This window comes from Amycolatopsis suaedae (assembly GCF_004214935.1).
In the GTDB taxonomy this organism is placed as follows: domain Bacteria; phylum Actinomycetota; class Actinomycetes; order Mycobacteriales; family Pseudonocardiaceae; genus Amycolatopsis; species Amycolatopsis suaedae.
This window is the reverse complement of sequence record NZ_SFCC01000015.1, coordinates 116009-128791: the sequence shown is the minus strand read 5'-3', so window position 1 is coordinate 128791 and position 12783 is coordinate 116009. Positions and strand designations below refer to the sequence as shown.

Here is a 12783-nt window from a genome sequence, read left to right as displayed (position 1 = left end):
GCCGGATTAGATTCCGGCATCTCCATACGCCCCAATGGAACGAGCGCAATGTATCGACGCTGGCGCATTTTCGCGTCCGTAGTGGTGCTGCTCGTCTCCGGCTGCGCGAGCGTCGTCGCCGATCCCGACGACAACGTCGTGACCATGACCATCGCCGCGCCGACGGTCACCGACTTCGACGACTACGTCGCCAAGGCGAAGGGCTTCTACGACGCGCGTGGCGTCACCGTGCGGCGGGTGCAGACCGGAACGGCCGCCCAGTCGGTCCAGCTGCTGGCCACCGGTGAGGCGGAGATCGGCCGCGGCCTGGCCAACGCCATCCAGGCCAGGGTGCGCACGAGCGGGCAGCTCGACTTCGTCAACGTCGCCGACCCGACCGTTCGCCCGCCCTACGTCATGACCAGCAAGGGCATCCGCGACTTCGCCGCGCTGACCGGGACCAGCCTCGGCATCACCTCGGTCACCGACCAGGGCACGATCGTCACGATGCAGATGCTGCAACGGCGCGGCGTCGACCCGGACGGCGTCCAGCTGCTGCCGACCGGCGGAACGGCGAGCAGGCTGGCGGCGATGAACGCGGGCGGTATCGCGTCGACGCTGCTGCTGCCGCCGGTCAGCTTCACCGCCGAGCAGCAGGGCGCGGTGCGGATGGGCTACCTTCCCGAGTTGCTCGGCGAGGGCTACCAGTTCTCCTTCACCGGCATCGTCGTCCGTGAGTCGTGGGCGAAGGCCAACCGCGACCGCCTGGTGCGTTACCTCGCCGCCAGGGACGACGCGTTGCGCTGGCTGAACGACCCGGCCAACGCCGCGGAGGCCACCGCCATCCTGGCCAGGGAGACCAAGATCTCGCCGGAGAAGGCGCGGCAGACCTACGAGCTGCTGTTCCGGTCCACAGTGGACGCGTTCGCGCCGCGGATCGGCGTCAGCCTGCCCGCCGGCGAGGGCGTGCTGAGCGGCCTGCGGCTGGCCGGGCTACTGCACGACAAGGATTCCAGGATCGAGGAGTTCGTCGACGACTCGTACGCGGCGGGCGCGCGGGAGGTGACCGGATGAGCCGAACCCGTTCCCGGGTGATCGGCGCGGGGTCGATCGTGGCCGGTGCCGGGCTGTGGGAGCTGGCCTCCCGCCTGCTGTTCGACCCGCTGTTCCTGCCGCCGCCCAGCGCGGTGTGGGGCCGCTTCCTCGAACTGCTCGCCGACGGCAGCCTGCTCGGCGACATGGCCGCGTCCGGCCAGGCCTACGGGCTCGGCCTGCTGGTCGCCGTCGTCGTCGGCGTGCTCGCCGGTGTCGCCATGGCCGCGTCGACGGTGGTGCGGGACATTCTCGACCCCTGGGTGTCCGCGCTCAACGCCACGCCGACCATCGCGCTGGCACCGTTGTTCATCCTGCTGCTCGGCCTCGGCATCGAGTCCAAAGTGGCCATCTGCGCGATCGTGATGCTGTTCCCGATCCTGCTCAACACCTACTACGGCTTCTCCACCACCGACCAGCAACTGGTCGAGGTCGCCAGAGCCTACGCCGCGACCCGGTGGCAGACCTACGTCAAGATCAAACTGCCGATGGCACTGCCGTCGCTGATCGCCGGGCTGCGGCTGGCCGCCGCGCACGGGCTCGTCGGCGTGGTGGTGTCCGAGCTGTTCGGCGCACGGGCCGGGATCGGGCTGCTGATCCAGAGTTCGGCGGAGACCTTCGACACCCGCGCGTTGTTCGTCGGCATCACCCTGCTCGGCATCGTCGGCGTCGCGGTGACCTACGCGTTGATCGCCGTGGAACGCCGCGTCGGACGCTGGCGGGTCGCGCAGCAGGAAGGTGGGTGAGCCGTGCCCGAGCTACGCATCGACCGGCTGAGCAAGACGTTCCAGCGCACCGAGGCACTGCGGGAGGTGAGCCTCGACGTCGCCGACGGCCAGTTCGTCAGCTTCGTCGGCGCGTCCGGGTGCGGGAAGAGCACGCTGCTGCGCCTGGTCGACGGGCTGATCCCGGCGTCGGAGGGTTCGGTGCTGCTGGGCGGCAGTCCGGTCACCGGTCCCGGCAACGACAGGGCCATGGTGTTCCAGGAGGACCGGCTGCTGCCGTGGCGCACGATCGAACGCAACGTGGTGCTGGGGCTGGAGTTCCAGGGACAGTCCAAACGGGACAGCCTGGCGCGGGCACGGGAGCTGTTGCAGCTGACCGGCATCGGGAAGTTCGGCTCGGCCTACCCGCACGAGCTGTCCGGCGGCATGCGGCAGCGGGCCAACATCGCCAGGGCACTGGCCGTCGACCCGGACGTGCTGCTGATGGACGAGCCGTTCGCCGCGCTGGACGGGCAGACCAGGGAGCTGATGCAGGCGGAGCTGGTCCGGATCTGGCAGGACAGCCGCAAGACGGTGCTGTTCGTGACCCACCAGGTCGACGAGGCGGTGTACCTGTCGGACCGGATCGTGGTGCTGACCGCGCGGCCGGGCAGGGTCAAGGCGGACATCGAGGTGGCGCTGCCCAGGCCGCGCACGCTGGCGACCAAGCGGTCGGCGGAGTTCGCCGGGTACGTCGAGCGGGTGTGGAGCCTGATCGAGGAGGAGGTCAGGGAGTCGATGGAGCGGGAAATGCGGGATGCGTGAGGCGCGGCTGAGGGAGCTGGTCTGGCAGGCGGGGCGCATCCTGGACCGGCTCGGGCTGGTCGACTACCTCGGCCACACCAGCGCGCGAATCCCCGGGACCGACCGCGTGATCGTCAAGCCGAAGCACTCGCCGAAGATCCGGGGCATGGCGTCGCTGCGACCGGACGACCTGGTGGTGGTCGACCTGGACGGCAACCTCGCCGACGGCGAGCACCGGCCGCCCGCTGAGGTGTTCATCCACACCGAGATCTACCGCGCCCGGCCGGACGTCACGGCGATCGTGCACACCCACCAGCCCGCGGCCACCACCGCCGGGGTGCTCGGCGTCCCGATCCTGCCGACGCTGCACGTGCCGGCGACGTTCGTCCCGGCCGATCCGCCGACGTGGCCGTGCCCGCTGCTGGTCGACAATCCCGCCCGGGGCAGGGAGCTGGCCGAGCACCTTGGTGATCAGCGGTTCTGTCACCTGCAGGGGCACGGCATCGTGAGCGTCGCGGGCGACGTGCGGGAGGCCGTCGTCGGCGCGGCGATGCTGGAGCAGCTCGCCGAGGTCGCCCTGCGGGCCGAGCAGACCGGCCGGACGCCGCGGGTGATCACCGACGCGGAGATCGCCGTGCTGCGTGGTCAGCTGGCGGGGGTCGACGGCCGCTGGGCCTACTACCTCGACCTCGCGAATTCGGCGATCTCCTCGTCGGTGTAGCCGAGTTCGGCCAGCACCTCCGCCGTGTGCTGCCCCAGCAGCGGCGGCGGTGACGTCGGGTGCGCGAGGGCGTCCGCCTTCACCGGGAAGCCGGTGCCGACGTAAGTTCCGACGCTGGGATGCGGCATGCGCACCACCTGATCCCGTTCCTGGGCCCAGCCGTCGGAGTACACCTCGTCGATCGTGTTGATCGGCCCGGCGGGGATGCTCGCCTCGTCGAAGATCGCCATCCACTCCGCGACCGTCCGCGTGCGCAGCACGTCGGCCAGCAGCGGGATCAGTTCCTCGCGGTGCCGTGCGCGCTGGGCGTTGGACACGAACCGCGGGTCCTCGGCGATGTCCAGTCCCAGCACGGCACAGAACCCACGCCACAGCTTCTCGCTGCCGACCGCGATGTTCAGCCAGCCGTCGGACGCCTCGAACGCCTGGTACGGAACGATGCTCGGGTGCGCGGACCCCATCCGCCGCGGCCGTGGCGTGTCGTAGAAGTGCGCGCCCGCCGCGTAGACGTGCCATGCCACCTGGGCGTCCATGAGGGACACGTCGAGGTACTGCCCGCGACCGGTGGTGTGCCGTGCCTGCAGGGCCGCCAGAACCGCGATGATGCCCCACGTCCCGGCGTTCAGGTCGGCGACCGGCAGCCCGACCTTGGCGGGCGCGCCGTCGGGCTCGCCGGTCAGGTCCATGACACCGCCCATGCCCTGCGCGATCAGGTCGTACCCGGGCCGGTCCCGGTACGGCCCAGTCTGCCCGAACCCGGTGATCGACAGGTGGATCAGCCGCGGATTCAGCTCGGACAGCGTCGCGTAGTCCAGCCCCCAGCGCTCCAGCGTGCCGGGGCGGAAGTTCTCGACCAGGACGTCGGCCCGCTCGGCGAGCCTGCGCACCGCGTCGCGGCCACGGTCGGACTTCAGGTCCAGCACGATGCCGCGCTTGTTCCGGTTGGCGGCGAGGAAGTACACCGCCTCGCCGGTCTCGCCGACGAACGGCGGCCCCCACGTGCGGGTGTCGTCGCCGTGCCCCGGCGGTTCCACCTTGATCACGTCGGCGCCCAGCTCGCCGAGGTACTGCGTGCAGTACGGCCCGGCCAGGATCCGCGACAGGTCGAGCACGCGGATGCCGTCCAGCGGCCTGGTCACCGCTGGATCGCCTTGACCTCGCAGAACTCCTCCAGCCCGAACGAGCCCAGCTCCCTGCCGTTGCCGGACTGCTTGTACCCGCCGAACGGCGCCAGCGGGTTGAACACCCCGCCGTTGACCTCGACCTGCCCGGCCCGGATCCGGCGCGCGACGGCCGTGGCGTGGGCGGTGTCGGCCGACCACACCGCCGCGGCCAGTCCGTAGCTGGTGTCGTTGGCGATGGCGACGGCCTCGTCCTCGGTGTCGTAGGTCAGCACCGACAGCACGGGACCGAAGATCTCCTCACGCGCGATCGTCATGTCCGGCGTGACGTCGGCGAACACGGTGGGACGCACGTAGAAACCGGTGTCGAAGCCCTCCGGCGGCAGTGAGCCGCCAGCCACCAGCGTGGCGCCCTCGGCGAGGCCCTTCTCGATGTACCCGCGAACGCGGTCGCGCTGCGCCGCCGACACCAGCGGGCCGATCCGGGTGGCCGGTTCCGCCGGATCGCCGACGGTGAACCGCGCGAGGCCTGCCGTCAGCAGCTCGACGGCCTCGTCCCGCCTGCCGCGGTGCACCAGCATCCGGGTCAGCGCGGTGCAGGTCTGGCCGCCGTTGAGGTAGGCGTTGCCGAGCCCCGCCTTCACCGCCGCCGCCAGGTCGGCGTCGGGCAGGATCACGTTGGGCGACTTGCCGCCCAGCTCCAGCGCGACCCGCTTGACCGTCGCAGCGGCGACGGCGGACACCCTCGACCCGGCCCTGCCGGACCCGGTGAACGACACCATGTCCACGTCCGGGTGCTCGGCGATCGCCTCCCCCACCACCGGGCCGGTGCCGCTGACCAGGTTGAACACACCCGCCGGCAGCCCGGCGTCGTGCACGATCTCGGCGAACAGGTACGCCGACAGCGGCGCCACCTCGCTCGGTTTGAGCACGACCGTGCACCCGGCGACCAGCGCCGGGGCCACCTTGGCGACGATCTGGTGCAGCGGATAGTTCCACGGCGTGATCGCGCCGACCACGCCGACCGGCTCCCGCACCACCAGCGAGTTGCCGACCTCGGTGTCCGCGAGGGCCGCCGCCATGGCGGCGCCGTCGGAGAAGCTCCTCGCCACGGTCACCGGCAACGCTGCCTGGACCAGCTCGGCGATCTTGGCCGGGGTTCCGACGTCCGCGGTGATCGTGCGGGCGATCTCCTCGCTCCGCTCGGACAGGCCGGCCGCGATGGCGGCGACGTAACCGCACCGCTTCTCGACCGGCGTCGCCGCCCAGCCGTCGAAAGCACGCCGCGCGGCGGCGACCGCTATGTCCACATCGGACTTCGCACCCGCGGGGACGGTGTCGATCACCTGCTCGGTGGCGGGGTTGACGACCTCGATGGTCTCCGGGGACGCCGACGCGGTCCAGCCACCGTCGATGTAGATACGCTCAGGCATTCTCTGGCTCCAGTGCTGTCCATACCGCGGCGGCGTCCTGCACGCCGACTCCGGTGCTGTTGTAGAACACGATGTCACGTTGCCCCGTCCGGCCCGGGCTTGTGCCGACGAGCACGTCACCCAGCTGCTCGATGCCGGATTCGGTGAGGATCCCGGCGGCGATGCCGTCGACGATCGGGCCGGCGTGCGCGCGGGCGGTCGGCAGGTGGTCGACGACGACCGTCGCGCGGCGCAGGGTGTCCAGCCCGACCTCGCTGCGGTGCGGTTCGAACGAGCCGACGCTGAGCACCGTGCAGCCGTCGGCCAGCCACGCCGACTCGACGACCGGGGTGGTGCTGACCGTGCACAGCGCCACCAGATCGGCGCCCTCGACGGCGTCGCGGGCACTGTCCACGGCGCTGACCTCGACGTCCAGTTCGGCCGCAAGCGTTTGCGCGGCAGCCCTTCTGGACTGCCCGGTCCGGCTGAACAGCCGCACCCTGCGCAGCGGCCGGACCGCTGCGATGGCCCGGACGTGCGCCACACCCTGCACACCGCAGCCGATGACGGCGAGGTCGCCGGAATCCGGTGTGGACAGCACGTCGACCGCGACGGCGCTGGCCGCAGACGTGCGGATGGTGGTCACCTCCGCGCCGTCCAGCACGGCGACCGGCACCCCGGTCTCCGCGTGCAGGGCGACGATCAGACCGTGGATGCTGGGCAGGCCCCGTCCGGCGTTGCCGGGGTTGAAGCTGACGAACTTGCACACCGGGCCGGTCTCGGCCGACACCCGCGCCGGGTAGGCCAGCGCGAGCGCGCCGTCGGCGCCGGGGACCAGGCTTTTCGGCGGCATGACGGCCGTACCCTCGCCGAGCGCGCGGAACGCCAGCCGCTGCGAGGCGATCGCGGTGCCGACGTCCAGCGCGGCCCGTACCGCGGCCGCGTCGAGGTGGCGGGTCACGGTTGTTCCCTGCGGTACCACCGGGGTGAGGTGTTCAACGGCGGCCGCAGCGTCGCGTCGACCACCAGCAGGTTGGGCTCCTCCTCACGCACGAACTGCCCGAGCTGCCTGCGGAACGCGCGGCCGAAGCCCTTGACGTGATCGGCGCGGATGCCGAACGACCGGGCCAGGCCGAGGAAGTCCGGCGTCACCAGGTCCACGCCCCGCCGTGGCAGGCCCTCGCGGTCCTGGTCGAAACGCAGCATGCCGTAGCCACCGTCGTCGACCACGACGACGGTGACCGGCAGGCGTTCCTGCGCCAGCGTGGCGAGGTCGCCGCAGCCGTAGAGGAAGCCGCCGTCGCCGGTCAGGCAGACGGTCCGGCCCGCGCCGGCGGCCGCCCCCAGCGCCGCGGGGAAGCCGAAGCCCAGCGTGCCCCAGCCCATCGGGTAGGCGAGCTGACGCGGGGCCGGCACCCGGTGGAAGCCACCGACCCAGTACCCGGCGACGCACATGTCGGTGACCAGCATCGTCCCTGTGGGCAGAACTTCCTCCAGGGTGGAGAGCAGATCTGCCGCCTGCGGTTCCTCCGTGCGGACCCGCTGCCGCAGCCGGGCGGCGATGCCGCGCAGCTCCGCGGTGACGTCTCCGAGCCCGGGGCGCGCGGGCAGGCCATCGGCGAGCGCGGTGACGACCTCGGTCGCGTCGCCGGTCAGCGTGAGGTCCGGCCGGTAGTTCTTGGCCGCGTCGACGGGGTCGATGTTGACCGTCAGCAACGCGGGCGGCTGCGGCATCAGCCAGTTCTGCGTCATCAGGCCGTCGAAGTCGGTGCCGATGCCGATCACCAGGTCGGCCTGGTCCCACAGCCTGCCGACCTCGGGCGCGTGGACCGGATTGGGTGCCAGGCACGGGTGGTCCAGCGGCAGCAGGCCGCGGGCGGCGAACGTGGTGAGCACCGGAGCGGCCAGTTTCTCGGCCAGCTCGCCGATGGCGGGCCCGGCACCGGACCGCAGCGCGCCGCCACCGGCCCAGACCAGCGGCCGGGCGGCGGCGTCGATCATCCGGCGGGCACCGTCCAGGTCCACCGGCCCCGGCGCAGGCACCGGGTCGGACACGGACGCGGCCCGCTCGGCACGCTGGCGGAGCAGGTCGGTGGGGATGCCGACGTAGACCGGGCCACTCTGCGGCGCCAGTGCGAGGCGGGCGGCGCGGTAGAGCGCGGGGGCGATATCGCCCGCGGTCTCCACCGTGAACTGCCCCTTGGTCAGCGGCGCGAACATCGCCGCCTGGTCGCTGGTCTCGTGCAGCACGCCGCGGACGACGCCGGGCCGGCGCAGTGTCGAGGGGACGTCGGTGGCGATCACGACGAGCGGCGACCCGGACGCCTGCGCCTCACCGACGGCGGCCAGCGTGTTGGCCGCGCCCGGCCCGGTGGTGACCACCGCGACGCCGAGCCTGCCGGTCGCCCGCGCGTAGCCGTCCGCCGCGTACCCGGCCGTCTGCTCGTGCCGGACGCCGACGAGCCGGACGTCCGTGGCGGCCAGCGCCTCCCATACCGGCAGGTTGTGCACTCCCGGCAGGCCGAAGGCCATGTCGACGTTGAGCTCGGTCAGGGCATCGGCGAGGTGTTCGGCTCCGGTCCGCGGTTCGATCGACACCTCCCCGAGGTTAGGGGAAACCCCCGCGCTCGTGTCGCCCCGGCGGGGTGCCGTCGCCGAACGGGCGGCCGGGCAGTGCCTCGCGGCCGTGCGGGGCGTCGAAGCCCGACAGGTCCGGTCCGAGCGGCACGATCCGCGCCGGGTTGATGTTCTCGTGCACCTGGTAGTAGTGCCGCTTGATGTGGTCGAAGTCGACCGTGTCGCCGAACCCGGGCGTCTGGTACAGATCGCGCGTGTACGCCCACAGCACCGGCATCTCGCTCAGCTTGTTCCGGTTGCACTTGAAGTGCCCGTGGTACACCGCGTCGAAGCGCACCAGCGTGGTGAACAGCCGGATGTCGGCCTCGGTGATCGTGTCGCCGACCAGGTACCGCTGCTTCTCCAGCCGTGCGGACAGCTCGTCGAGCTTGGCGAACAGCCTCCGGTAGGCGTCGTCGTAGGCGGACTGCCTGGTGGCGAACCCGGCCTCGTACACCGCCGCGTTGACGTCGGCGTGCACGCCGCGGTTCAGCTCGTCGATCTCGTCGCGGCGGGCCTCCGGGTACAGGTCGGGCGCGCCCTCGCGGTGGTACGCGGTCCACTCGGTGGACATGTCGAGGGTGATGCGCGGGTAGTCGTTGGTGACCAGCTTCCCGCTCGGAATGTCCACAATGGCCGGAACGCTGATGCCGCCGTCGTAGCCCGGGTCCGCGGCGTGGTAGGCCTCGTGCAGGTACCGGATGCCGAGCACCGGGTCCCGGTCATCGGGATCGAGGGTGAAGCGCCAGCTCTGCTCGTCCTGGATCGGGTCGGCGACGGCGACCGAGATCGCGTCCTCCAGGCCGAGCAGCCTGCGCACCACAAGTGCCCGGCTCGCCCACGGGCACGCCTTGCTCACCACCAGCCGGTAACGGCCCGGCTCGGCCGGCCAGCCGTCCCGGCCGTCGGCGGTGATGCGGTCGTCGAACCGGTTGGGTGCCCTGACGTACTCGCCGGTCTCCGAGTCGATACCCATACCTCCGAGGCTAGGCCAGCTCCGCCCGCTGGGCGAGGTAGAGATCCGGGATCGACGGCGTGACGCCGAACTCCAGGCCGACGGAGTGCAGGTCGCCCGCGTAATCGGGCTTGAGGTTGCCGGTGTCGGTGATCCCCCGGACGCCCACCGTCGCGCTGTACGGCGCGAGCGTACGCGTGTCGACCGCCCGCGCCTTGCCGTTGAGCACCCGCGCGTTCCAGTGCACGTTGCGGTTGCCGTAGTACGGCCCCGCGTCGCCCGCGCCGCCCACGCCGCCGTCGTTGTAGAGGTTGACGTCGGTGCGGACGATGTCGAACGGCAGCCCGCGGTGCGAGTCGAACGTCCCGTTCGCCATGTCGCCGCGCCGGAAGACGATTCCGGCGGTCAGCCCCTCGACGTTGAGGCCGTGGTGCAGTGCCCCGGCGACCGGCGGGACCGTCCAGTTCTCGATCTTGAAGTCCTCGAAAAGGTTGTCGAAGGACTGCATCCGGTTGATGAACGCGTGGTGCCACGCGCGGCCGCCGACCGACACACCGGTGAACGTGATGTTCTTCGACCCGGTGCTGGCGAACGCGGCGTCGGCGTGCTCGACCCGCACGTCCCGGACCCAGCAGTCGATGCCGTTGTGCACGCAGACACCGTTGGAGCCCGGGTGCATGAGGTGGGTGGTCTCCGTGATCAGCCGGTTGGCGATGGTCAGGTGTTCCACCCCGGATTCACTGATCATCGGACCGGGTTCACGCAGGATCGCGGGCCACTCCGGCCGCAGGTCCCACTTCAACGGCTGTTCCAGTACCAGCGTGGCCGGGGTCGGCGCGGCGGTGAACCGCACCGGGTACCGCAGCACCTCGAAGCCCGGCCACATTCCTTTCGCGCCCCGCACCAGCTTGGCCGCCTTGGTCTGCCACGGGTAGCTCTGCGCACCGGCAATACCGCCGGTGAGGTGTTTGAGCAGGGCGGCGTCCGGCGGGTTGGTCACCTCCAGCACGTACTGGCGGTTCAGCGGGTAGCGGGACGAGTCGTCGACGTGCAGCACCAGGTCACCCCGGCGCGCGGACCCGACGGCGCCCAGTTCGGCGCCGATCATCCAGGTCTCGTAGCCCGCGTAGTCGTCGGCCTCGGACTGCCGCTTGCGGCCCGGCGGCATCAGGAAGACCTGGCCGCCGGTGTAGGACCAGCGGGACTGGCCGTTGTCCGAGCGGATGTTGGGCCGGTAGCCGGTCTCCAGCGGGTTCGGGAAGTACAGCCGGGTCCGGCGCTGACCCGCACCGCGCAACACCACGCCGGACTGGGTGAGGAACACCGGCCTGCTGAGCAGCCACGTCCCGGCCGGTACGTACACCGCTCCGCCGCCGGCCTTCCCGGCCGCGGCCAGTGCGGCGTCGAACGCCGCCGAGCAGTCGGTACGGCCGTCCGGCCGGGCGCCGAAGTCGGTGACCGTGGCGACCACCGGCGGTGTCGGCAGCGGACTGCCGAGGCGGTACCCGGCCTGGCTGATGTTCGGGACGAGCGGGTGACTGTGTGGCGTCGCGCGCCACTGGTCGAACAGCTCGCGGGACGATCCCGCCGCCGACGCCGGCCACGCCGATCCCGCGAAGACGAGCCCGCCGACTGCCGCCATTTGGAACACATTTCGGCGGGTGAAGTTGCGTTCACGCATATGAACACTCTCCGAGTATCCGGCAGCACGGGCCGCGTCATTCTGCGTCGTGTCGCCGTCGTTGTCCAGACCTGGGAAAACCGTTGTGGACCACGCGTAAACTCTGCGACCCGGCGTAGCGTGTGCACGACGCGCCGTTGCTCGACGAGAGGTGGCCGGTATGGCGTTCATGCCCCTGACGGACTCGATGTTCCTCCTCGTCGAATCCCGCGAGCACCCCATGCACGTCGGCGGGCTGCAGCTGTTCCGCAAACCCGAGGGCGCGGGTGACGACTACCTGATCAAGCTGCGCGAGGACCTCCGCGCGAAGACCGAGATGCGCAGTGCCTTCCGGCGCAAGCCGGCCAGGCCGGTCAACATTCTCGGCTACACCAGGTGGGTCGAGGAAGCCGAACCGGACATGGACTACCACTTCCGGCATTCGGCGCTGCCGCAGCCGGGCCGGATCAGGGAACTGCTCGAACTCACCTCGCGCTGGCACAGCACGCTGCTGGACCGGCACCGTCCACTGTGGGAGATCCACCTGGTGGAGGGTCTGCGCGACGACCGGTTCGCCATGTACAGCAAGGTGCACCACGCGTTGCTGGACGGCGTCGCCGCGCTGCGGCAGCTGCAGAGCACGCTCAGCGAGGACCCGGACAACCGGGACTGCCTGCCGCCGTGGGCGTCGCCGGCCCGCGAGGGCGAGCGGGACACGCCGGCGGCCCGTTCGCCGCTGGTCACGGCCCGCGAGACGCTGCGTCAGCTCGGCGGCATCCCGTCCGCGGTGACGAAGGTGGTCAACGAGGCGGTGCGTCAGCAGACGCTGACCCTGCCGATGCAGGCACCGAAGACCATGCTCAACGTCCGCATCGGCGGCGCCAGGCGGTTCGCCGCGCAGTCCTGGCCGCTGGACCGGGTGCGGACCGTGGCCCACGCGGCGGGGGTGTCCCGCAACGACGTCGTGCTGGCCATGTGCTCCGGCGCGCTGCGCGACTACCTGATCGAACAGCGTGCGCTGCCGGACGCGCCGATGATCGCGATGGTCCCGGTGTCGATGCGCAAGCGGAACGACTCGGGTGAGGCCATCGGCAACAACATCGGCGCCCTGCTGTGCAACCTCGGCACCGACCGCGCCGACGCGGCCGACCGGCTCAAGGTCATCCACAAGTCGATGCGTGAGGGAAAGCGGATCTTCAAGGACCTGACGCCGATCCAGGCGCTGCTGCTGTCCGGGGTTAACGTCGCCCAGCTCGGGCTGTCCACCGTCCCCGGCATGGTCACCAACGCCAAGCCGCCGTTCAACCTGGTGATCTCCAACGTTCCCGGCCCGCGCAAGACCATGTACTGGAATGGGGCCGAACTCGACGGCATCTACCCCGCGTCGGTGCTGCTCGACGGGCAGGCCCTCAACATCACGCTGACCAGCAACGGCGACAACCTCGACTTCGGGATCACCGGCTGCCGCCGCAGCGTTCCGCACCTGCAGCGGATCCTGACCCACCTGGACACGGCGCTGACCGAGCTGGAGGTCGCCTCCGGCGTCACCCGCTGACGCGTGTCGGGCCGCTGCCCTGGCGCGCCAAGCACGTGATTGGTCCCGAGCGCAGAAGTCGCGGACCGGAACGCGGAACTCGCGTGCGTGAGCGCAGAACTCACGACGTGGAACAGGTTCTCACCTGGTGCCGGTCGCCCGCGTGAACGGCCCGTTCGCGCGAG

The 12783-nt window shown here is 71.2% G+C and carries 11 protein-coding genes; 5 read left to right on the top strand and 6 right to left on the bottom strand.

Features of this window, described 5'->3' with window-relative positions; translation table 11 throughout:
- Positions 1-48 precede the first annotated feature (48 nt).
- Genes EWH70_RS27275 through EWH70_RS27260 form a run of 4 tightly spaced genes read left to right on the top strand, consistent with a single transcriptional unit; the run spans position 49 to position 3300 of the window.
- On the top strand, positions 49-1053 hold the full coding sequence (locus tag EWH70_RS27275) for an ABC transporter substrate-binding protein (protein WP_130478381.1): 1005 nt from the start codon (positions 49-51) through the stop codon (positions 1051-1053).
- On the top strand, positions 1050-1817 hold the full coding sequence (locus EWH70_RS27270; protein WP_130478380.1) for an ABC transporter permease: 768 nt from the start codon (positions 1050-1052) through the stop codon (positions 1815-1817). The genes EWH70_RS27275 and EWH70_RS27270 overlap by 4 nt, the downstream gene beginning before the upstream one ends.
- 3 nt (positions 1818-1820) lie before the next feature.
- Positions 1821-2600, top strand: coding sequence for an ABC transporter ATP-binding protein (locus EWH70_RS27265; protein ID WP_130478379.1), 780 nt, complete (start codon positions 1821-1823; stop codon positions 2598-2600).
- The gene (locus tag EWH70_RS27260) at positions 2593-3300 is read left to right on the top strand and encodes a class II aldolase/adducin family protein (RefSeq protein WP_130478378.1); all 708 of its coding nucleotides are present in this window, start codon (positions 2593-2595) and stop codon (positions 3298-3300) included. Before EWH70_RS27265 ends, EWH70_RS27260 begins: the two co-directional genes overlap by 8 nt.
- Here EWH70_RS27260 and EWH70_RS27255 read toward each other — a convergent pair.
- From EWH70_RS27255 to EWH70_RS27230, 6 genes are all read right to left on the bottom strand, one after another.
- Positions 3258-4439 carry a CaiB/BaiF CoA transferase family protein gene (locus tag EWH70_RS27255; protein ID WP_130478377.1) on the bottom strand — a complete coding sequence of 394 codons (1182 nt, stop codon included), beginning with the start codon at positions 4437-4439 and terminating at the stop codon, positions 3258-3260. The genes EWH70_RS27260 and EWH70_RS27255 overlap by 43 nt on opposite strands.
- Complete coding sequence (locus EWH70_RS27250) at positions 4436-5854, bottom strand: aldehyde dehydrogenase family protein (RefSeq protein ID WP_130478376.1); 1419 nt, start codon at positions 5852-5854, stop codon at positions 4436-4438. Before EWH70_RS27250 ends, EWH70_RS27255 begins: the two co-directional genes overlap by 4 nt.
- On the bottom strand, positions 5847-6794 hold the full coding sequence (locus EWH70_RS27245) for an ornithine cyclodeaminase family protein (protein WP_130478375.1): 948 nt from the start codon (positions 6792-6794) through the stop codon (positions 5847-5849). The genes EWH70_RS27250 and EWH70_RS27245 overlap by 8 nt, the downstream gene beginning before the upstream one ends.
- Positions 6791-8365 (bottom strand): thiamine pyrophosphate-binding protein, encoded by a 1575-nt coding sequence (locus EWH70_RS27240; protein ID WP_240687263.1) that lies wholly within the window; start codon positions 8363-8365, stop codon positions 6791-6793. Before EWH70_RS27240 ends, EWH70_RS27245 begins: the two co-directional genes overlap by 4 nt.
- A gap of 76 nt (positions 8366-8441) precedes the next feature.
- Positions 8442-9425 (bottom strand): glutathione S-transferase family protein, encoded by a 984-nt coding sequence (locus tag EWH70_RS27235; protein WP_130478374.1) that lies wholly within the window; start codon positions 9423-9425, stop codon positions 8442-8444.
- 10 nt (positions 9426-9435) lie between these two features.
- Positions 9436-11046 (bottom strand): glycosyl hydrolase family 28-related protein, encoded by a 1611-nt coding sequence (locus tag EWH70_RS27230; protein WP_165436440.1) that lies wholly within the window; start codon positions 11044-11046, stop codon positions 9436-9438.
- 199 nt (positions 11047-11245) lie between these two features.
- Here EWH70_RS27230 and EWH70_RS27225 point away from each other — a divergent pair, with 199 nt between their 5' ends.
- On the top strand, positions 11246-12619 hold the full coding sequence (locus EWH70_RS27225; RefSeq protein ID WP_130478372.1) for a WS/DGAT/MGAT family O-acyltransferase: 1374 nt from the start codon (positions 11246-11248) through the stop codon (positions 12617-12619).
- The last annotated feature ends 164 nt before the right edge of the window (positions 12620-12783 follow it).